The sequence below is a fragment of the Bradyrhizobium sp. CCBAU 25338 genome (genome assembly GCF_028128965.1).
Classification (GTDB): Bacteria; Pseudomonadota; Alphaproteobacteria; order Rhizobiales; family Xanthobacteraceae; genus Bradyrhizobium; species Bradyrhizobium liaoningense.
Map to the genome: position 1 here is coordinate 219,174 of NZ_LFKY01000001.1, position 20,339 is coordinate 239,512.

Annotated in this window: 15 protein-coding genes and 2 riboswitches; of the genes, 4 read left to right on the forward strand and 11 right to left on the reverse strand. The window is 66.0% G+C overall.

Annotated elements, in window-relative coordinates:
* Positions 1–42 precede the first annotated feature (42 nt).
* The 6 genes from ACM42_RS00965 to ACM42_RS00990 form a co-directional block, all read right to left on the reverse strand.
* Complete coding sequence (locus ACM42_RS00965) at positions 43–1,725, reverse strand: long-chain fatty acid--CoA ligase (protein ID WP_271526257.1); 1,683 nt, start codon at positions 1,723–1,725, stop codon at positions 43–45.
* Entirely contained in the window at positions 1,722–3,017 is a 1,296-nt protein-coding gene (locus ACM42_RS00970; RefSeq protein ID WP_271526258.1) for a class-III pyridoxal-phosphate-dependent aminotransferase, read from the reverse strand. Before ACM42_RS00970 ends, ACM42_RS00965 begins: the two co-directional genes overlap by 4 nt.
* Positions 3,018–3,027: 10 nt before the next feature.
* Positions 3,028–4,608 (reverse strand): hydantoinase B/oxoprolinase family protein, encoded by a 1,581-nt coding sequence (locus ACM42_RS00975; RefSeq protein ID WP_271526259.1) that lies wholly within the window; start codon positions 4,606–4,608, stop codon positions 3,028–3,030.
* Positions 4,605–6,614 carry a hydantoinase/oxoprolinase family protein gene (locus tag ACM42_RS00980; RefSeq protein ID WP_271526260.1) on the reverse strand — a complete coding sequence of 670 codons (2,010 nt, stop codon included), beginning with the start codon at positions 6,612–6,614 and terminating at the stop codon, positions 4,605–4,607. The genes ACM42_RS00975 and ACM42_RS00980 overlap by 4 nt, the downstream gene beginning before the upstream one ends.
* A gap of 447 nt (positions 6,615–7,061) precedes the next feature.
* A complete protein-coding gene (pdxR, locus tag ACM42_RS00985; protein WP_271526261.1) occupies positions 7,062–8,585 on the reverse strand; it encodes a MocR-like pyridoxine biosynthesis transcription factor PdxR in 1,524 nt (507 codons plus the stop codon).
* A 78-nt stretch (positions 8,586–8,663) separates the two neighbouring features.
* Positions 8,664–10,097 (reverse strand): NAD-dependent succinate-semialdehyde dehydrogenase, encoded by a 1,434-nt coding sequence (locus tag ACM42_RS00990; RefSeq protein ID WP_028177772.1) that lies wholly within the window; start codon positions 10,095–10,097, stop codon positions 8,664–8,666.
* Between the two features lie 269 nt (positions 10,098–10,366).
* Between ACM42_RS00990 and ACM42_RS00995 the strand changes: the two genes are divergently transcribed.
* The 3 genes from ACM42_RS00995 (at position 10,367) to ACM42_RS01005 (ending at position 12,771) form a co-directional block, all read left to right on the forward strand.
* The gene (locus ACM42_RS00995) at positions 10,367–11,191 is read left to right on the forward strand and encodes an AraC family transcriptional regulator (protein ID WP_271526262.1); all 825 of its coding nucleotides are present in this window, start codon (positions 10,367–10,369) and stop codon (positions 11,189–11,191) included.
* Positions 11,192–11,298: 107 nt separating this feature from the next.
* Positions 11,299–11,988 (forward strand): O-methyltransferase, encoded by a 690-nt coding sequence (locus ACM42_RS01000; RefSeq protein ID WP_271526263.1) that lies wholly within the window; start codon positions 11,299–11,301, stop codon positions 11,986–11,988.
* A 57-nt stretch (positions 11,989–12,045) separates the two neighbouring features.
* Positions 12,046–12,771: a siderophore-interacting protein gene (locus ACM42_RS01005; RefSeq protein WP_271526264.1), complete on the forward strand. Its 726-nt coding sequence runs from the start codon at positions 12,046–12,048 to the stop codon at positions 12,769–12,771.
* Here the strand turns inward: ACM42_RS01005 and ACM42_RS01010 are convergent.
* Positions 12,738–14,186, reverse strand: coding sequence for a PepSY domain-containing protein (locus ACM42_RS01010; protein WP_271526265.1), 1,449 nt, complete (start codon positions 14,184–14,186; stop codon positions 12,738–12,740). The genes ACM42_RS01005 and ACM42_RS01010 overlap by 34 nt on opposite strands.
* A gap of 12 nt (positions 14,187–14,198) precedes the next feature.
* Entirely contained in the window at positions 14,199–16,556 is a 2,358-nt protein-coding gene (locus ACM42_RS01015) for a TonB-dependent receptor (RefSeq protein WP_271526266.1), read from the reverse strand.
* A gap of 117 nt (positions 16,557–16,673) precedes the next feature.
* A riboswitch (cobalamin riboswitch) is annotated at positions 16,674–16,876 on the reverse strand.
* A 72-nt stretch (positions 16,877–16,948) separates the two neighbouring features.
* On the opposite strand from ACM42_RS01015, the gene ACM42_RS01020 reads away from it, so the two are divergent.
* Entirely contained in the window at positions 16,949–17,521 is a 573-nt protein-coding gene (locus tag ACM42_RS01020) for a histidine phosphatase family protein (protein ID WP_271526267.1), read from the forward strand.
* Between the two features lie 6 nt (positions 17,522–17,527).
* Here the strand turns inward: ACM42_RS01020 and cobT are convergent, their stop codons facing one another.
* From cobT to ACM42_RS01035, 3 genes are read right to left on the reverse strand one after another with little or no spacing between them, the layout of a single operon-like run.
* A complete protein-coding gene (gene cobT, locus ACM42_RS01025; RefSeq protein WP_271526268.1) occupies positions 17,528–18,580 on the reverse strand; it encodes a nicotinate-nucleotide--dimethylbenzimidazole phosphoribosyltransferase in 1,053 nt (350 codons plus the stop codon).
* A gap of 10 nt (positions 18,581–18,590) precedes the next feature.
* Positions 18,591–19,340 carry a precorrin-6A synthase (deacetylating) gene (gene cobF / locus ACM42_RS01030; protein ID WP_271526269.1) on the reverse strand — a complete coding sequence of 250 codons (750 nt, stop codon included), beginning with the start codon at positions 19,338–19,340 and terminating at the stop codon, positions 18,591–18,593.
* A 46-nt stretch (positions 19,341–19,386) separates the two neighbouring features.
* Positions 19,387–20,064 (reverse strand): energy-coupling factor ABC transporter permease, encoded by a 678-nt coding sequence (locus tag ACM42_RS01035; RefSeq protein WP_271526270.1) that lies wholly within the window; start codon positions 20,062–20,064, stop codon positions 19,387–19,389.
* 37 nt (positions 20,065–20,101) lie between these two features.
* A riboswitch (cobalamin riboswitch) is annotated at positions 20,102–20,320 on the reverse strand.
* Positions 20,321–20,339 lie beyond the last annotated feature (19 nt).

Below are 20,339 nucleotides of genomic sequence, written 5' to 3' on the forward strand. Positions count from 1 at the left end.
AGCATAACGCCGCCTTGCGTCCGTTTTCCAGCCAAGCAGATTTCATGCCGTTCGCCCCCATTCGGCGTCCTGCAACAGCCGCCAGTTGATCTTGTTGCTCGCGGTGCGCGGCAGCTGGTCGACGAAGACGACCGCGCGAGGCGCCTTGTAGCTCGCCATCACGCCGCGCGCCCAGCCAACGATGTCATCGGGCGATGTTGTTGCCCGCGCCGCCTCGGCCAGCACGACAAGCGCCTTGACGGTCTCGCCGCGGTAATCGTCCGGCGCTGAAATGATGCAGCACTCCCGGATAGCGCGGTTCTGGTACATCGCGGCCTCGACCTCGGCCGGCCACACCTTGAAGCCGCTGACATTGATCATCCGCTTCAGGCGATCGACGGCGAAGAAGTAGCCCTCGGCATCGCGATAGCCGAGATCGCCCGTACGCAGGAACCGCTTGCCGTCGAGTTCGATGAAGGCCTCGGCATTCGCCTGCGGCCTGTTCCAGTACCCCTGCAGCACCTGCGGTCCGTGCACGACGATTTCGCCGACCACGTTGTCGCCGAGCTCGATCAAGCTCTCGGGATCGACCACCCTTGCGTCGGTCTCCTGCACGGCGATGCCAAGGCATTGCCGTTTCGGCGCCGCCATCGGGTTGAGATGGGTCGGCGACATCGTCTCGGTCATGCCGTAGCCCTCGACGAAGTCAAGCCCGAAGCGTCCTTTGAGCCGTTCAGCGACCGCGGTCGGCATCGCCGCGCCGCCGCCGGTCAGAACCTTGAGCTTCGCAAAGCATTTGTCGCGAAACCGGGCGCTGGCGAGCACGTCGACGATCATGGTCGGCGCGGCGTTCCAGAACGTCACGCCATAGGTTTCGAACAGATCCGGCAACAGATCCTTGTCCCAGCGCGCCATCAGGAGCAGCGTGGCCCCAGTGACGATGGCGGCATTCATCGAGCCCTGCATGCCCGCGACATGGAACAACGGCATGAAGCCGGTCATCACGTCGTCGCCGCCGAGCCGATACCAACGCGCCTGCAACACGGCGGTGAACAGCGCGCTGCGATGGGTATGCATGCACGCCTTGGGCTTGCCTGTGGTGCCCGACGTGTAGGGCAGGATCATGAGATCGTCCGGCCCCGCAGTCACCACACCCGGCTTCAAGCCTTGTGCGATCGCGGACGACCAGGAATGCCAGCCCGGCGATGACGGCACCTCGGCCGGCGCTTCCGTGACGCATGATGGCAGCGTATAGGGCGTCGCGGCCGGAACCTCGTCGCGATACTGCGCGACAATCGCATGCCTGATGGCCTCGCCCAGCAGCGGGGCAAACACATCGCTCAGTTCGCTACCGATGATCGCGACCTTGGCCCCGCTGTCCACGGCGAGATACGCGATCTCGGCGGTCTTGTTCATGGGATTGACGGGGACGATCACGGCGTCCGCCCGCATCACCGCGTAATAGGCGATGACATATTGCGGCGAGTTCTGAAGCGCGATCATGACGCGGTCGCCGCGCTTGACGCCGCAGGCACCCTGCAGGAAGCCGGCCATGGCATCGACACGGTCGCACAGCTCGGCGTAGCTCAGGCTTGCGCCGTAGAACACCGTCGCCGGATGCGACGGTCGTTCACGTGCTGCACGCGCCAGTGCGTCGTATAGCGTTCCCTCCGGCATCGCGAGATGCCAGGGCTCATTCGCCGGCCAGGCCGGCGACCGGCGTGGCGTTGCGTGATCCGCGCTCACCCGTGCGCCTCGTCGGCAATATCGAGGCCGTGATCGAGCGCGTCCAGAAGCTGGTCAGCCTCGCGCTCGGAGATCACCAGCGGCGGCGCCAGGAACAGCGAGGTCTGCTCGCCGCTGGTACCGATCACCGCACCGGCTTCCAGCGCCCGCTCCGCGACGCGCGAGGCGATCGGCACCTCGGTCGTGTCGGCATGCCAGGTCCGCCAGTCCGGCCCGTGCAGCTCCACCGTCCAGTGCAGCCCCTGCCCCGCGACGCGCTGCACGCTCGGATGCTTCTGCGCGATCGCGAGCAGGCGGCGGATGAATAGCTTCTCGAGCTGCTGCACACGCTCCAGAATCTTGTCGCCCGTGACAACCTTCAGGTAGGCGCTGACGGCCGCCATGCTGATGGGATGGCCGCGCAGCGTGCCATAGTTTTGCCAGCTCGTCCCCTTGAGCCGCTCGACGATGTCCTTGGACACCACGACCGCCGCCACCGCCGCCGCGCCACCGCCGAGCGACTTGCCAAGCGTGACGATGTCCGGGCGGCTTTGCGCCCCCTGGAACGCGAACCAGCGGCCCGCGCGCCCGGCGCCGGTGACGACCTCGTCGGCGATCCAGTAGGAGCCCGCCTGCCGCGCGCAGCGCGCCACTTCGTCCTGATAGGCGCCGTCGTAGTAGATGCCGCCCTGGGTATAGTCGATGATGGTTGCCGCCGTGTCCGAGAGCAGCCGCGTGGCATCCGCGAGATACTCGCTCGGCGGCGTATTGTTGGCCGGTGCACCGTAGATCGCGCCATCCGGCGCCGGCAGGATCCGCACCGGCGCCATCGGCGCCGGCAGCTTCGAACCACCGGCATGCACCGCAAGCCCACCATGCCATTGCGGCTGCACCGTCATGCTGCGCGACAGACCGGTGATGCCATGATAGGCGCGCTCGCGCGTCGCGAGTGCCGAGCGCTGCGTCAGCGCCTGGCAGAGCGACAACGCCATGTCGTTGGCCTCGCTGCCGCTGATGCAGAAGCGCACCGCGCCGACCCAATCCTCTTCACCCTTGAAGGCGGTGGCCATCAGGTCGTCGGCGGCCTGCTCGCGGCCGACCCAGGTCCAGCCCTCGTTGACGACAGGCGTATCCGCCGCGCGGCGGATCGCCTCCACCATTGCGGGATGGCGATGGCCGAGACCGCCGCCGGTGTTGCTGCCGTCGATGAGCTTGCGGCCATCGGACAGGTGGAAGTAGACGCCCTCGCCGCCGACCACGGCCATCGGCGCACTGTCGCCTGCATTCAGCCCGGTTCGCAACAATCTGCTCATCGCAGTCCCCTCACTCTGCGGCCGCGGCGCCATAGCCGCCGCCACCGCACATCTCGATCGTGACGAGATCGCCTTGCTGCAGCACCAGGTTGGACTTGCCGTCGATCGCGACGTTCGCGCCATGCCTGACCAGCGAGATACGGCACGCCTTGCCGGATTCGCCGCCCTGCATGCCCCAGGGCGCAATCACCATCCGTTCGATGCAAGTGGTCAGGTGCATCGAAGGTGCGAGGATGCGGTAGGTGCGGACCGAGCCGTCACCGCCGCGGAGCGCCCCCGCGCCGCCAGATCGTCGGCGGATGGCCTGCTGCTCGAGCCGGATGGCGTAATTCGCTTCGATCACCTCGACCGGCGTGTTCGAGGTGTTGGACAGATGCACCCGGGTGGCCGACATGCCGGCCCGATCGTGCCGTGCGCCTTCGCCGCCGCCATGAACCTCGTAGAGCATCTTCCACGATCCGTTCGGCCGCGGTTCGGCGAAGAACAGCACGCCCGCGGTGGTCGCCCCGCCGGCCGACAGGCGTTCGGGAATGGTGTCCTGCATGGCGCGGAAGATCGCATCGACGATGCGCATGGAGGTCTCGTGGTTGCCGGCCGCGACGGATGCCGACCAACCCGGCTCCAGGATCGAGCCCGGGCGCGTGATGATGGTCAGTGGCCTGAGCGCGCCGGCGTTCTGGTGCATGTCGCGCCCGCTCATGATGCGCGCGGCATAGGCGACAGCCGAGCGCGCCATGAACGGCGTCGTGTTGCAGAAATTGGAGACGCGGTCGCAGCTCCCCGAGAGGTCGAAGGTCGCCTCGTCGCCGCGAATGGTGATCTTCACATGGATGCGCGCCGGCCCGTTGTTGTCGCTGCCGTCGTCGAGGTAGTCCTCGCCCTCATAGACGCCGTCCGGAAGGTCGCGCAGCGCCTCGCGCATCTCGATTTCGGAGAGATCGTGCAGACGCGACTGCGTCGCCATGAACACCGCCTTGCCGTGCTCACGGCAGAGCTCGACGATGCGCTTCTCGCCGGCCTTGGTGGCCGCGATCTGCGCCAGAAGATCGCCCTCGCAGGATTCGGAGTCGCGGACATTGGCCTTGAGCAGCTCCACGATCGCCGCATTGACGCCGGCCGCGGTCGCGATCAGCACCGGCGGAATCCGCATCGCCTCCTGGAAGGTGTCGATCGCCTTGGCAAAATAGCTGCCAGGCCAGGTGCCGCCGATGTCGGGCCAGTGCGCGAGGCTGACCGCGAACGCTACGATGTCGCCGTCGACGAAGACGGGCCGCACGACCTTGACGTCGTTGAGATGATTGCCGCCGAGCGCGCCGACATTGTAGATCAGCACGTCGCCGTCGTTCAGGCTGTCGCGCGGCACCACCTTCAGCAATTCGGGGATGGTGTAGGCCATCGCGCCGAGGTGGATCGGGATGTCGCGCCCCTGCCCGACCAGACCGCCGTGGCCGTCGGTGATCGCCGACGACAGGTCGCCCGCCTCGCGGAGCAGCGGCGAGCGCGCCGAGCGCGTCATCACCAGGCTCATCTCCTCGGCCGCGGCGGAAAGCCCGTGCCTGATCACCTCGACAACGAATGGATCGAGCTTCATGCCCTCCTCCGCGTCAGGAACAGATTGCCAGATACATCGGGCTTTGCCTGCCAGCCCGGCGGCACGACCACGGTGGACCATGCGTCTTCGATGATCGCGGGTCCGCTCACCATCTCTGTTAGCGAAGCGCGGTCGATGATCGCAGTCGGCGTCTGGTGGAGGCCATCAAACGAGCAGGTACGCTTGCCGGTGGACACGGCCCTCGCCGCCGTCGTCGGCCGGCTCACGACGGTCGTCGACGGGCGGCGCGCCTGCACCCGCACGGATTCGATGACGCAGCTTTCGCTCGTGGCATAGCCGAACAACTCGTGATGCCGCGCCAGGAAATCCTGCTTGAGCCTGGCGACGTCCAGCGGCAAGGCGAAAGGTACCGGAATGGCATCGTTCTGCGCCGCGTAGCGCATCAACGCGACCAGCTCGACCTGGATCTCCGCCTTGGCAACGCCATTGGCGAGCAGCGGCGCGGATGCATCGGCAATCAGGGCCTCGATCCGCTCCGATACGCGCGCGAGGTCGATGCCGTCGAGGGCGGCGCGAAGCGTCTGCTGCTGCAGGAAGCTGAAATCGGCGGTGAGACAGCCCAGCGCCGAGAAGGCGCTGGATGCACTGGGCACGACGACCTCTGCGATCCCGTAGAGATCGGCGAGACCCGCGGCATGCATCGGGCCGCCGCCGCCGAAGGCGAGCAGCGTGCAATCGCGCCCGTCGATGCCGCGCTCGACCGTGACGCGGCGAAGCGCGCGGGCCATCGTCGCGTTCGCCACCTTGATGATGCCGAGCGCCGTTTCCGTCAGGCCCAGTCCGAGCGCGCCCGCGATCGGCGCGATGACGCGCCTGGCTGCCTCGATGTCGATGCCAATGCGGTCACCAAGCTTGGTCTCGGGATTGAGATAGCCGAGCACGGCGTTGGCGTCCGTGATGGTCGGCTCCGTGCCGCCGCGGCCGTAGCAGGCCGGCCCCGGCTCGGAGCCGGCGCTCTCCGGCCCGACCGTCAGGCCGCCGGGACCGTTGCGCACGATCGATCCGCCGCCCGCGCCGATCGAATGCACCGCGAGCATCGGCTGGCGCAGCGGCTTGTCGCCGAGCATGCGGCCGTCGGTCATCTCGGCCTGGCCGTCGACGATCAGGCACACGTCGGTCGTGGTGCCGCCCATGTCGAACGTCAGCATCCGCGAGGTGCCGAGCTGGCGCGCGATGCTGACGGACGCCGAGACGCCGGCGGCCGGTCCCGACATCGCCATCACCAGCGGCCGACGTTTCACCGCCGAGATGGGGATCATGGCGCCGGCGGAATGAAACACCTGCAATCCCGGCCCGATCGGCAGCCGCTGCTCCAGCTCGCTCAGATACTCGACCGCGATCGGCATCGCGGCCGCGTTGAACACGGTCGCCGAAGTCCGCTCATACTCGCGCGCCTCGGGGTTGACCTCGTGCGACAGCGAAACATGGGCGACGACGCCCTTGAGGCGCTCGCCGAGCATCTTCTCATGGACCGGATTGGCGTAGGCATGAAGCAAGGCCACCGCGACACTCTGCACGCCGGTCTCCTTCAGCCAGGCCAGCAGACGCTCGATCTCCGCTTGCTCCAGCGCCTTCAGCACCCGGCCCTCGTGATCGAGGCGCTCGGCAAGCCCGAAGCAGCGTTCGGGCGGCACCAGCGGCGGCGATTTCGGGGGAATGTCGAGCCGATAGAGATCGCGGCGGCGATAGCGCGCGATCTCGAGCACGTCGGCAAAGCCTTCGGTCGCGACCAGCGCGACCTTCGGCAGCCGGTTCTCGACGATCGCGTTGGTGACGCGCGTGGTGCCATGGACGAAGCGCTTGACCTCGTTCTTGCTTAGGCCCACCGCCTCGATCGCCTCCAGCATGGCCTGAACCGGCGCCTGCGGTCGCGACGGCACTTTCGCGATCCGGGCCTCAGCGGAATCGCGCCTGATGGCGATGATATCGGTGAAGGTGCCCCCGATATCGGTGCCGACCTCCCAATGACTTTCGAAAAAGCTCATGTGGCGTCAGCTACGCCTGGCGTCCGAACCGGACGCCGGGCCCATCCCGTCCATCGCAAACTCGAATGCCGAACCGAGAGCGCTCATCTTGCATCCCCTGTCATGCCACCGTCCGCGAGCGTGCGACAGAGCGGTGGCCTTCCGACAGGGCCAGAGTTGTCGCAATTCACTGGGCCAGCAGGCCGCGGACGCAGCGCGCCGCAGAACGGGGTGCACGTTTTGGTGCAGCAGTGCCTGCACAGACAGCACGCGAGCGCGCGCTGTTCCACCCCGGAAACATGCAACGCACCACGGATTTCTCTGAGCAAATCGCGACGGCTGTTGCCACCGCAATCCGAGCGACCGAAATCAGCTGTCTAATTTGCAGGCGATCAATCGGCAGAGCGGGAGTTCCGGCTGCCTATGAGCTATGCATGGTCGTCGGCTCAGCCTCTCTTTATTGTACGATCAGTAAGAGAGCGTGTCGGGCGGGTCGGACGGTGCGTTGCGAGAACCACCACCGATGCAAGCTGCGATTCTCGCAAGCAGCGGAGCGGCATCCTCGACGCGCAACCGACCGTAGCCGAACACCAGGCCTTGCCGCGTCGGCCGTTCCAGGAAATTCTGCGACAGTGGTTGCACGTGGATACCGGCCTGCTTGAGGACCGCGGCGGCCTCGCGATCGCTCATCCGCGCCTGCATCGCATCGGTGAACAGCGCCACCAGGTGGAGGCCGGTGACGGCGGAGGAGACGGTCAGATCATCCGGCATTAGCGCTCCGATCGCCTCGATCAGCGCCTTTCGCCGCGCAGCATAGACCCGCCGCATTGCGCGCAGGTGCCGCAGCAGATGCCCTTCCCGCATGAATTCCGCCAAGGCGAGCTGTCCGATGCCGGAGGTGTGCACGTCGATGCGCGCACGGCCCTTGGCGAATCCTTCGATGAAATGCCTGTTCGCGACGAGGTATCCGAGCCGCAGGTTCGGCATCATGATCTTCGAGAAGGTGCCGAAGTAGATCACCCGGCCCTCGCGATCGAGCGAGCGCAGCGAGGCGATCATGCTGTCCTGATGCCTGAACTCCGAATTATAGTCATCCTCGATCACCCAGACGTCGTTCTTGTTCGCCCAGTCGAGAAGCTCGAGCCGCCGCTCCAGGCCCATGCTGATCCCGAGCGGGTATTGATGCGATGGTGTGACCACGATCAGGCGCGCGCGTGGTGCGCGCCGAATTCCTTCCGAGACGACCAGTCCCTTGTCGTCGACCGGGATCGGAACGATGTTTGCGCCGGCCGCCGTGAGCGCCCATCGCGCCTCGACGAAGCCTGGCTCCTCGACCCAGACCTCGTCGCCGGGATCGAGGATCATCCGGCTGCAGAAATCCAGTGCTCCCGACGTGCCGGAGGTGACGACGACCTCGTCCGGCGAGCAAACGAGACCGCGCACGGAGCTGAGGAAGTTCGCGATCTCGCTCCGCAATCGCGGATGGCCTTCGGGCGGAAGATCGAGGCACTCCTGCTCTCTTGGATTCTGCCAGGCCTGGCGCAGCAGGCGCGACCAATCCTTGAAGGGAAAGGTCGAGATGTCAGGCGCGCCCGGACTGAACTCCGACGGCCAGTTGGTCTCGTAGTCGAAGGCGAGCAGCGATCGCCAGCGCTCCGACATGTGGGCTGGCCTGGCCGCAGACGAGGCGGACGATGGTTCGGCATGAGGCGCCGCCACCGACGCCACCATGACGCTGCCGCGCGGCGTCGATTCCAGATAGCCCTCGGCGTAGAGCAGATCCCATGCCGTCAGCACGACGGTCCGCGAGCAACCCAGTTCGCGCGCGATCTCGCGCGAACCGAGAAATTGCGTTCCTGAGGGAAAGGCGCCGCACAGAATGCCGTCCCGGATATGCTTCACGATCTGCAAGTGCAGCGGCACCGCGGAGGTCCGGTCGATATGTATCCCGGCAAGGGATACACGCTTGCTCGGATGACGGCTGTTGTTCATGTCTCGCCTGCCAGGCAACGCAGGTCCTGTCCGCTGTCATTCCGGGGGCGCGCCCCGGAATGACAGCGCGACTTTTCCTTACGCGCTCGCCTGGGTCACGAACTTCGTGTTGAGATAGCCCTCGATCGCCTCGAGGCCGCCTTCGGAGCCGTAGCCGGAATCCTTGATGCCGCCGAACGGCACTTCGGGCAGCGCGAGGCCGTGATGGTTGATCGAGACCATGCCGCTCTCGATGTCGGCACCGATGGCCTGCATCGTCTTGGTCGAGGTGGTGTAGGCATAGGCCGCCAGGCCGTAAGGCAGACGGTTGGCCTCGGCCACCACCTCGTCATAGCTGCGGAACGAGGTAATCGGCGCCAGCGGGCCGAACGGCTCCTCGTTCATGATGCGCGCGTCGCGCGGCACGTCGGTGAGCACCGTCGGTTCGAAGAAGAAGCCTTCATTGCCGATGCGCTTGCCGCCGGCCTTGACCTTGGCGCCGCGCTGGACCGCGTCGGAGACGAGGCCCTCCATGGCGTCGACGCGGCGCGGGTTCGCCAGCGGTCCCATGCGCGTGTCCTTGTCGAGGCCATTGCCGACCTTGAGGCTCTTGGCCGCCGCCACGAATTTGTCGACGAAGGGCTCGTAGACGCTCTCATGCACCAGGAAGCGCGTCGGCGAGACGCAGACCTGGCCGGCGTTGCGGAACTTGTTGGCCGACAGGATCTTTGCGGCGTTGTCGAGGTCCGCGTCCGCGAACACGATCGCCGGCGCATGGCCGCCCAGCTCCATGGTGACGCGCTTCATGTGCAAGCCCGCGAGCGCAGCCAGATGCTTGCCGACGGCGGTCGAGCCGGTGAAGCTGATCTTGCGGATGATCGGGTGCGGAATGAGATACTCCGACACTTCCGCCGGCACGCCGAACACCAGTTGCACGACGCCGGCCGGAATGCCCGCATCCACATAGGCCCGCACCAGCTCCATGCAGCTTGCAGGCGTCTCTTCGGGTCCCTTGACGATGATCGAGCAGCCCGCGGCCAGCGCGGCCGAGATCTTGCGCACCGCCTGGTTGATCGGGAAGTTCCAGGGCGTGAAAGCCGCGACCGGGCCGACCGGCTCCTTGGTCACGAGCTGGGTGACGTTGCCCATCCGCGGCGGCACGATGCGGCCATAGGCGCGGCGCGCCTCTTCCGCGAACCAGTCGATGAGGTCGCCGGCCAGCATGGTCTCGCCCTGCGCTTCCACCACCGGCTTGCCCTGCTCCATGGTCATCACGGGCGCGATCTCGGCGGCGCGCGAGCGGATGATGTCGGCGGCCTTGCGCATCAGCTTGTAGCGGTCGAACGGTGAGGTCTTGCGCCAGATCTCGAAGCCGGCCTTGGCCGCCTCCAGCGCGCGGTCGAGATCCCCACGCGAGGCATGCGGGGTCTTGCCGATCGGCTGGCCGGTGGCGGGATTGAGGATGTCCTCCGACTTGCCGGACGAACCATCGGTCCACTCGCCGGCGATGAACATCTGAACTTTCGGGTACATCCGTGCTGCCTCCTGCATGATTCTCGGTCTCCGACGGGTCTGGCGCCGCCATCTGAAGCCGGCGCAGAGCTACACCGAAAGACAGGCGACGAAAAGGGATCCGTGATGCCGCCGCGGCGCATCACTGACCTTCCCGGGCACCAGTTCGTGGAGGCAAATCCACGGTTAGAACCGATCGAGATCGGGGCGGCGCGCATTGCAAGTCGCACCCGCGGGCCAGATATTGCCGGGAGCCAGTCAATCGCATCCAAATCGGTCATCCGCCCACCATGCCCTTCTTCCGGCTCGACAACGGCGACCTTCGTCCCGATGAATCCATAGATTTCAACCCGGAGGACGTGCCGCGCGCCATCGCAGCCTTCGGCGGCGAGATGGTCACGAAGGGCGCGGAGGTGGCCATGCACGCCCATAGCAAGGACGAGCTCGTCCTGGCCCGGCGCGGCATCGTCAGGCTGGAAGCCGGGCGAAACATGTGGATCGTGCCGCCGCGCTGCGCGGTCTGGATTCCCGGCCATGTTGCGCATGGCGTGAGCGTCGCTGGAAATGTCGAGGTCTATTGCCTGTTCCTGGAGCCGAATGCGGCACCGGCGCTGCCTCGCCAATGCTGCACGCTGACGGTCTCCCCTTTGCTGGAACGTCTGCTGGTCCATGCCACGCACATGCCGGCCCTCTACGACCTCGACGGACCAGACGGGCGGATCGCGGCGGTGCTGCTGGATCAGCTCTCGCTGGCGCCTGTCGACGAGCTGCGTTTTCCCATGCCGGCCGATCCCAGGCTGCGCAGGATTGCGAGCGCGATGATGGCCAACCCTTCCGACCGCGCGACGATCGAGGACTGGGGCCGGCGCATGGCCGTTGCTCCCAGAACCCTCACCCGTATCCTGCAACGCGAGACCGGCATGAGCTTCGGCCGATGGCGCCAGCAGCTCCACATCCTCATCGCGCTTCAGCGCCTCGATCAGGGGGCATCGGTGCAGGCTGTGGCGCTCGATCTCGGCTATGAAAGCGCGAGCGCCTTCGTCACCATGTTCCGCAAAGCCCTGGGCAAGCCGCCCGCGCGATACCTCGCCGAGCGCCGCGTCCTCGCGCACTGACCGGAAATCGCAATCGATTGTCAGGTTCACGGAATGCGGCCGGCAGACCGATTCCGTATTCAGGCTCCAAGGCCCGTCCGCGGGCGCATTTTCCGGAGCCGAGAAACATGGATTCCCTCAGCCAAGGCCTTGTCGCCGACGTTCTCCTTCGTCTTCATAGGGAAGCGGATGCGGCCGATGCGCCGCTGATGCAAGCCATGGGCGAAGCAACCGATCAGCAGGGTGCCATCAGCCACTTCATCGAATCCGAGACCAGGGATCTCGCGGGGGTCTATCGCGGGCTCGCGGACAATTTTCTGAATGTCTCCCCCGAATTCGGACGTTTTCTCTACCTCTGCGCTCGCGCCTGCAGGGCGACGCGCATCGTGGAGTTCGGCTCTTCGATGGGGATTTCCGCCATTTACATGGCCGCTGCCTTGCGCGACATGAGCGGCGGCCGCCTGATCGGGACCGATCTCGAGCCCGCCAAGATCGCGCGTGCACGCGCCAACCTCGCTGCCGCAGGGCTCGACGACCTGGTCGAATTTCGCGTCGGTGATGCTCGCGAGACCCTCAAAGCCGGCGTCGGCGGCGATATCGACATGGTGATGCTCGACGGCGCGTTCACGCTCTATCTTCCCATCCTGAAGCTGCTCGAGCCCCACCTGAAGTGCGGCGCAGTGATCATTGGCGAGAACGCGTTTGCGGAAGGCGCGGGCTATCTCGACTACGTCCGCGATCCCCAGAACGGCTATCTCTCGCTGCCGCTGCCGTTCAATCCGGGGCGCGGCAACGAACTGACCGTCAGGACCAAGTAGTCCCGGCCGCTGAGAAATGATTGGAGCCAGGGTTTGAACGAGCCCGACCAACCCCGGATGTCCGAGCCATCGAAGCCGCCGCAGGGACGGGTCACGCGCATGTTGCTGCAATGGCTGATGCGCCCTGCGCGCATCGCCGGGATCGAGGTGCTCTCGCCCCGCTTTCGCTCGATCGCGCTTGAGGGCGACGCACTCAAGGGCCTCGCGTGGACCGTGGGTCAGAAGATCCAGGTCGCGATGGGACCCGGCTTGAGCGCGCGAACCTACACGCCGATGTCGTGGGACGCGGAGAACGGACGTACGACATTGCTGGCTTTCGCGCACGGCAGCGGTCCTGGCAGCCGGTGGGCAAGCAGCTTGCAGGAAGGCGACATGTGCTGGCTCTTCGGCCCACGCCGCTCACTCGAACCTTCCGCGGGAGAACCGCCCACAGTCTTGTTCGGCGATGAAACCTCATTCGGCCTTGCTTCGGCACTCCAGGAGAGCCGACAGGCGGGCGGTACAATCCACGTGTTCGAAGTTTCGGATGCCGCAGAAGCAGGTCCCGTTCTGCCGACGATCGGTCTCGGCAGTGCGACACTGATCGCGCGCAGCGCCGAGGATGCCCATCTCGCAGCCGTCGAGGCCGAACTGCTGCGCTTTTCCGCAAGCGCACATTTCGTCCTGACCGGCAAGGCGTCGTCGATCCAGCGCATCAGCCGGGCCCTGAAAGCAGCCGGCGTCGCAACATCGCGGATGAGGACCAAGGCCTATTGGGCGCCGGGCAAGACCGGTTTGGATTGACGCAAACGCCGCCAGCCGATGACGATGCCCGTGATCGAGAATGCCAGCCCGAGTGCGCAGAGCCCAACGATCAAGACGTCACGCAGACGCGGGTGTGCCATGAGAGCGGGGAAGTCCAGCGTGTGCAACGCGCTGTAGACCCAGCGATAAGCGCGCCGCGAAGCATCCAACCGTTGCAGCACGCGGCCTTCCGCGCCATCGATGTCGAACCAGAGCTCGCCACAGCGCAATCGATAGACAGGTGAACCCGGAAGAGTTGATCGCACGTTGTAAAAATCGTCATCGGCGACGACGGACGGTGCACCGCAGCGGGGGGCGAGGCGCGCCGTCAATGCCGATAACTCGCGCGCGCTGAGAAACCCCGTCTGCTCATCGTGCGGCAGATCCCCTGCCCTGATCAATCTCTGACCGCCAAGCGCGACCCGGTCGCGCCGATAGACAGTGCCGTTGAAGCCGAACCATTCGACCTCGCGGGCCGAGGAGGATATTGACTGGCGATCGAGCGATGCGGCCTCCCTCCAGTCCGGCACACCGTTGATCGCGCCGGCCTCGGCCGGGGTCAACTGTCCGCGCGAAAACAGCCGCCCGTGATCCATCGAGAGCCAGCCGCTGAAGATCCAGCTCAGCACGAAGAGCATCGCCGCGAGGCCAATGAGGTGGTGCAGGGCATGCCAACTACGATAGGGTGAAGAGATCAGGCGTCCTCGAATCTTCACCCGCGCGATCCCGAGCACCGCACCAAGCAATGCTGCGATCAATGCGAGCAGCGACAAGGTCCAGACCACCCGATCCCACAGCGCCCAGTTGCTTCGCAGAACCGTGGGATAGATCCAGTGCAGAACACTGCCGGCCCAATTCCAGGCGCGCTCGCTGCGCGTCGTGTCAAGCACCACCTCGCCGGTCGATGACGAGACATAGACCTCCGTCCCGGAGGCATCGCCGAGCGCAGCGCGGAACAACGGCCGGTGGCGATCGAATCCATTCGGCACGCTCCATTGATCGTAGTCAGAATGCCCGGTGATCGTGGCGCGTGCTGCGTCGAATCCGCGCTGACGGGCGTGAGCTCGCACGATGGCGAGCGCGGCATCGGCGGAGATCACCGATGCATCCTGCCCGTCGGAGGCGCGCACCGCTCTGGAACGCGTCGGTCCCGACGCGATGTAGACCGGCCCGTCGCTCCGCTGGATCAGCCGCACGCGCGTGGCATCCGCGATCCCGCTCGCGGCCACGGCGTCTCCGAGCGAAATCCTTATCTCGCCGCGATCCACCGGCGCGAACCCGGCAAACCGCTCCGCTTCCGTCAGCGACGGAAACGGAACGAAGTGCATCACGATCCCCGTCGCGAACCACATAGCGAACAGCAGGCAGAACGCGATCCCGAGCCAGCGGTGCGAGAGGACGATCGCGCCCATCATGCGTTCAGCGTCCTACCATTTGAACGCGGCCGAGATCTCGTAGGTGCGCGGCGCGCCCAGCAGGATCTGGTCGGGGTAGAACGGATCGCCCCAGATCGCATAGCGCTTGTCGGCGATGTTGCGGATGCGGAAGGTCAGGCGAGCCTGGTCCACCGCATTGAACACCGTCTTGGGGATATCGACGAAGGCATAGACGTCGGCGACCGTGTAGGCCTTCATCGTCACGACGTTGGCATCGGTGTTGTAGCGGTCGCCCACATGGCGGCCGGTGATGCCGAACTCCACCGGCCAGGGCGTGAAGAATCGATACGACGCGCCGGCATTGGCCACGATACGCGGCACGTTCGGCGGCGTGTTGCCGGAGAACGAGCCGCCGGCGAAATCGTAGTCGGCATAGCGGGCGTCGACATAGGCGATGTTGCCCCACAGTCGCAGCGGCTCGATCGGCCGCACCGCCGCGGCAAGCTCGACGCCCTTCGACTCCTGTCGTCCGGCAATGTTGAGCTGCATGCCGCCGGCCGCCGCGTAGACGTTCTTGCGCAGGATGTCGTAGGCCGAGAACGACCATTCCGCCCTGTTGTCCCAGAACAGATGTTTGACGCCGGTCTCGTAGGTGCGCGCGGTCGTCAGGTCGAGCGGCTGGGTCGGCCCAAGCAGGAAGATGTTGTTGGCGGCGATATCGGCGCCGGTGGCGTACTGACTGAAGAAGGTCAGGCCGGGAACGGCCTCCCAAGTGTAGCCGATGCGGCCCGTCACCGGCGCCCAGTCTTTCGTGAACGGAAAGCCTGCCTTCTCCTGCCCGCTCACGTTGGTCGAATTGCGGTCGAGCCCGATGTGCTCGATGCGGAGGCCGCCGACCAGCGCGAAGCTGCGCGTGAGCTTTAGCCGGTCCTCGAACGAGAGCGCTTCGTTGTCGATGCGCGCGGTCTGCTGCTGGGTCGTGAGCAGGCCGTAGTAGCCTCGATTGGGATCGACCAGCGAAACGGAATCGCCTGGAAAGTTTGCCGCGCCCGGCCTGACGAAATCGAGATAGCTTGTCGACAAGGTCGTGACCAGCCGGTTGTCGAAGCCTGCGATATTCGCGTCCCAGATCAAATCGGTGATGTTGCCGACCAGGCGCTGGCTGTGCGCGACATAGAAGCGCTCGCGATCGACCTGGTTCGTGGTGGAATTGAACGCCTCGATCTCGTTGTTGAACCAGCTCCGTTCTGCGCCATAGCCATAGGCCTGGCTCTTCAGCGTCAGGTCAGGCGCCAATTTCAGCTCGAAGCCGCCGCGCAGCCACACTTCCTGCGCGACGTTACGGTTGTCGAGGACGTTATAGTTGGTGTTGAAGGTGCGGTCGTCGATGGTGACGGCACCGAGATTCGTCCCGTTGTAGTTCGACACGTAGTTGCCGGAGACGATCCCCGTCGTTGCATGCGAGCCGCTGAAAGCGACCGGCACCAGCGGCGCGCCCCAATAGGCCTTGGAGCGATCCTCGCGGTACTCGATCGCGCCCCAGATCTTGAGGCTGTCGGAGATGCGGTAATTGAGCTGGCCGGACGTGCCGAACGTCTTGACGTTGGTGTCGTCGGCAAAACCGTTGAGGGCGGAGCGGAAGATGTCAAAGCGATAGTCGAGGCCCTGCACATTGGTGCTGCCGCCCGAGCCGTAGTGCGCGCGGAATGAGTTGAGCGAGTCCCAGGAAAACTCGGCTTCGTTCCGGATCGGTCCGGTGTGCGGCTGCTTGGTGACGAAGTTGATGGCCCCGCCAGCGGCGCCCTCGCCCGACATCAGCGAGGCCGGGCCTTTGACGAACTCCACGGCCTCCAGATTGGCGGTGTCGGTGATCCGCGAGGTCATGTTCTGCGGACCGATCTTGATGCCGTTGTAGAGCGTATTGATCTGGCTGTTGGTGAAGCCACGCATGGAAAACGCCGCGGGCTCGGCCGGATTGTCCCCGGAGGTGACGCCGACGGCACCCTGCGCCACCTCTGAGACCGTTCGATAACCCTGCTCGCGCATGGTCTCGGCGGAGATCACCTCGACCGTCGCGGGCGTTTCGCGCACCGTCAGGCCGAGCCGCGAGGCGCTTTCGGCCACGACATTGCTGTTGAGCGGCGTCTGCGCTGGCGCGGCCGGCGCGCTGGGCTTGGGCGGAGCCGATGCGGTCGCTGGCCGGCGTGCAGCTGCACGGCGCGCGCGCTGCGCTTCACGGTTGGCCGGCTTGGCCTGCCTGCCGGCTTCAGCAGGCGAGACCTCGACCGGCGGCAGGGGTTCGCGGACCTGCTGCGCCAGGGCGGCAGGCATATCGGCGATGACGAACGACGTGAACGCAGCAGAGGCGAGCAGGAAGCGGCTCGGCCGTAAGATACAGGTGGAAGACACGATACGAAACCTCGGTATGACGTCAGTGGCACGTCACAGCGAACGAGGTCCCATCTGTTGGCCTTTCGGGCCGTCCGATGAAGCCGAATGTCTGTACTCCCCGACCGACATCTTCGCGTGTGACCACGGCTGACGGCAGGTCTCCTGGCTCGCGGGTCGTGACCGCTTCGTCGCCTTCCCGGGACCGAGGACCCAGTGGCTTGTGACGAAGGATTCACCGCTTACAGTTGCGGGGGCAGCCGCGGCATTGGGGACAAGTTTCCCCGCACCGCATTCCCTTTTCATTCCCTCTCGGGGAAACCGTCGCGATCATCTAGGATTACCATCGTGACAGAGTCAATGCGCCAGTTGCGGCGTTGTGGCCACAGCGACCAACTTCCCTGGAGATGAGCATGGAAGGCGAGACCTTCCTCTGGCTGATACGGCATGCGACCATCGCGGGCGTGGCGGGGACGATCCATGCTGCTGATGCGCGGGCGGATCTCGGCGATCACGCAGCACTGGTGGCTCTGCGGCAGCATTTGCCGCCGGATGCCACCACCTATGCCAGTCCGTCGCGGCGTACGGTCGAGACCGCGCGCGCACTGCGGCTCGAACCGGAATTGGTCAGCGAATTCCGCGAGCAGGATTTCGGCGACTGGACCGGCTGCCGGCATGACGAGCTCGCCGCGACCGGTGGCGAGACTTACGCGCAGTTCTGGCACGATCCGGCGCACGGACGGCCGCCGAACGGCGAAAGCTTTGCGGATCAGATCGCCCGCGTCCGGCTGGGTCTGTCGCGGATCGGGGCCGGATCGGCAACGCTCGTCGTGCATTCCGGCACCATCCGCGCCGCGCTCTGCATCGCACTGGACCTGACGCCGCAGGCCGCCTTGCGCTTCGTGATCGATCCGCTGTCGCTGACCCGGATCGACCGCCTCGCGGCGGGCTGGCGTGTCGTCTCCGTCAACCAGCGCGTGGCTTGAGCCGCATCAGGCCGGGCGATCCGGCACGTTGGCCTGCGCGAAGGTCGTCATACTGTTGTGAAGCGCGCAGGCCAATCGGACCAGCGGCAGCGCGATGGCCGCGCCCGATCCCTCGCCGAGCCTGAGATCGAGGCTGATCAGCGGCTGAACGTTCAGCGCGCGCAACACCAGCCGATGCCCCTGCTCCGCCGATTGATGCGAGGCGAGCTGGAACGGCTGGCAGGACGGATTGAGACGCGCCGCCGCCAGGGCCGCGACGGACACGATGAAGCCGTCGATCAACACGGGAATACGGGCTTGCGCGGCCGCAATGATCGCTCCTGAGATCGCCGCGATCTCGAGGCCGCCGACGGCGCACAGGATCTGCTCGACCGACGCTCCAGCGACACCGTGGCGTGCGATCGCCGCATCGATCACGCGTGCCTTGTGCGCGCGGCCGGCCGCATCGACGCCGGTGCCGCTGCCCGCGATCTCCCCGGCGCTCACGCCAAGCAGGCTCGCCGCGATCGCCGCTGAGGTCGTGGTGTTGCCGATGCCCATCTCACCGAAGATCAGGAGATCTGGCTGACTGGCCTTTGCGCGCACCACCGCACGCTGGCCGGCCTCGAAGGCAAAGGCCAGGTCCGAGGGCGTGAGCGCAGCCTCGACGCTGAAATCGCGCGTGCCGCTGCGCGGCTTGTCGGTGACGATTCCCGCCATCTGCGCCTGGGCCAGCGTGCCGGCGTCGACCACCTCCAGGCTCGAACCCAGTTCACGCGCCAGCACCGAGATCGCCGCGCCGCCTGAGGCAAAATTCGCCATCATCGCGATCGTCACGGCTTGCGGATAGGCTGACACGCCCTGCGCGACGATGCCGTGATCGCCGGCGAAGATGATGATCGGCACCCGCAATGCGCGCGGCTCTTCGGTCGCCTGCAGGCCCGCAAGCTCGATCGCGAGCTGCTCGAGCCGGCCGAGCGCGCCGGTCGGCTTCGTCAGTTGCGCCTGCCGCGCAATAGCGGCCTCGCGATGGACCGCGGAGACCTCGGGGCAGTTCCGGTAAACCCATTCGGGAAGCATGCTGCCTCGCTTACGCCCTGCGCTTGAGAATGTAGCTGTCCATGATCCAGCCGTGCCGCTCGCGCGCCTCCTGCCGCAGCGCGACGATACGAGGGCCGATCTCGGCGAGTGCGCCGGACATGATGATCTGGTCGGGCATGCCGAGATAGGCACCCCACCAGATATGCAAACGCTCTGGATCGAGCGACTGGAACGCCGTGCCGCCGTCGAGCATCACCACCACGGTATCGACACCTTGCGGCCAGCCACCTTCGCGCAGACGGCGGCCTGTCGTGACCAGGAACGGCTCGCCGATGTCGTTGAGCGGCAGCGCATGCGCCGCACACAGCGCCTGGATCGAGGTGATGCCGGGCACGACTTCGATCTTCGGCAACGGATTCAATCGCCGTGCAATGCGCAGCGAGGAGTCGTAGAGCGACGGATCGCCCCAGATCAGCAGCGCAACCTTGCCGTCACCTTCGAGATGCCTCGCGATCGTCTGCGACCAGGTCGCGGCAACCGCATCGTGCCAATCGTCTACACCCTTGCGGTAATCAGCTTCACCGGCGTCGCGCACGGGAAGGTCGAATTCGGCGATGGCTGTCTTGTCGCTGGTGAGCACGTCCGCGCAGATCGTTCGCCGGAGATCTGCGAGATCGGACTTCGCAGCCCCCTTGCGCGGGATCAGGACGAGATCGGCCGCGTTGATGGCAGCGATCGCGGCGCGTGTGAGCTGCTCGGGATCGCCGCAACCGATGCCTATCAGGGAGAGCGTGAGCATCGCGAGCGCGACGGGCGGCCGCAACGGCCGCCCGTTCGCTTGTCTCTCAGGCCGCGTTGTGCAGGCGCGGAGTGACGAGGCCGGGCGCGGTGACGCCGCGCAGCGACTTCGCCAGCGCCAGCACTGCGAGATCGGCGAGCGGCTCGATCACGATGACCAGCGCGTAGGAGGCCGCGAAGGTCGCGATGTTGGCGAGATTGCTCATGGCAAAACCGGAGCCGTAGAGCGCCCAGAACGCCACCCAGGCGACAACACCCGCTTGATAAGTCGTCGACAGCGCCAGCGCCTGACCGTACTTCAGATCGACATAGGCGGTGTTACGCGAAATGATGCGCGTGGCGATGGCCTGGATCGCGAACAGCGGCACCAGCAGCGTGGTGACGTTCATGCCGTATTGCGGCAGGTCAGCGGGCTCGAACAACAGACCCTGGAGCAGCAGGCCAAATGCGAGGCCGAAGGCGGCGGGCGCAGCACCAAAGAGCAGGAACAAGGTCGAGCCGAGGATGAAGTGCACTTCGGAGACGCCGACCGGGAAGTGCGGCAGGACCTGGAAGAAGGTGAAGACGAGGCCCGTGGTGGCGAGCGTGCGCGCCGCGAACGAGCCGACGCCCTGCGCGCGGACGGTTTCGGCCGCCAGCTTCAGCGCAACGCCGCCTGCGGCGATGCCGGTTGCGTAGCTCAATACGAGCTTGGCGCCCGTGACGATTCCCGGTTCGATATGCATGGCTCAATTCCTTCCTGCCGTCACACCCGACGGCCTTGGTCTCAAAACGTGCAGGGCCGGTCTCCTGGCTCGCGGTTCACTGGGTTCTCCGGCCTTCCCGGACCTTGCGGCCCAGTGGCGATTCGGAGCCCCTCACCGCTTACAGTCGCGGGGGCGGCTGGGGTTTCGGGCGCCGCAACTGGGTCCGCCCACCCCCATTCCCGATTATGCTCCGGCGCTTTGCGCCGCGTCGAGCACCATGCCCCTCCTGTGTGCGCCTTTCGCGAGCCGGGCGT

Coding starts and splice junctions, on each gene's coding strand:
- ACM42_RS00970 (WP_271526258.1), bottom strand. CDS start 3,017: ATGAGCAGATTGTTGCGAACCGGGCTGAATGCAGGCGACAGTGCGCCG.
- ACM42_RS00975 (WP_271526259.1), bottom strand. CDS start 4,608: ATGAAGCTCGATCCATTCGTTGTCGAGGTGATCAGGCACGGGCTTTCC.
- ACM42_RS00980 (WP_271526260.1), bottom strand. CDS start 6,614: ATGAGCTTTTTCGAAAGTCATTGGGAGGTCGGCACCGATATCGGGGGC.
- pdxR (WP_271526261.1), bottom strand. CDS start 8,585: ATGAACAACAGCCGTCATCCGAGCAAGCGTGTATCCCTTGCCGGGATA.
- ACM42_RS00990 (WP_028177772.1), bottom strand. CDS start 10,097: ATGTACCCGAAAGTTCAGATGTTCATCGCCGGCGAGTGGACCGATGGT.
- ACM42_RS00995 (WP_271526262.1), top strand. CDS start 10,367: ATGCCCTTCTTCCGGCTCGACAACGGCGACCTTCGTCCCGATGAATCC.
- ACM42_RS01000 (WP_271526263.1), top strand. CDS start 11,299: ATGGATTCCCTCAGCCAAGGCCTTGTCGCCGACGTTCTCCTTCGTCTT.
- ACM42_RS01005 (WP_271526264.1), top strand. CDS start 12,046: ATGTCCGAGCCATCGAAGCCGCCGCAGGGACGGGTCACGCGCATGTTG.
- ACM42_RS01010 (WP_271526265.1), bottom strand. CDS start 14,186: ATGATGGGCGCGATCGTCCTCTCGCACCGCTGGCTCGGGATCGCGTTC.
- ACM42_RS01020 (WP_271526267.1), top strand. CDS start 16,949: ATGGAAGGCGAGACCTTCCTCTGGCTGATACGGCATGCGACCATCGCG.
- cobT (WP_271526268.1), bottom strand. CDS start 18,580: ATGCTTCCCGAATGGGTTTACCGGAACTGCCCCGAGGTCTCCGCGGTC.
- cobF (WP_271526269.1), bottom strand. CDS start 19,340: ATGCTCACGCTCTCCCTGATAGGCATCGGTTGCGGCGATCCCGAGCAG.
- ACM42_RS01035 (WP_271526270.1), bottom strand. CDS start 20,064: ATGCATATCGAACCGGGAATCGTCACGGGCGCCAAGCTCGTATTGAGC.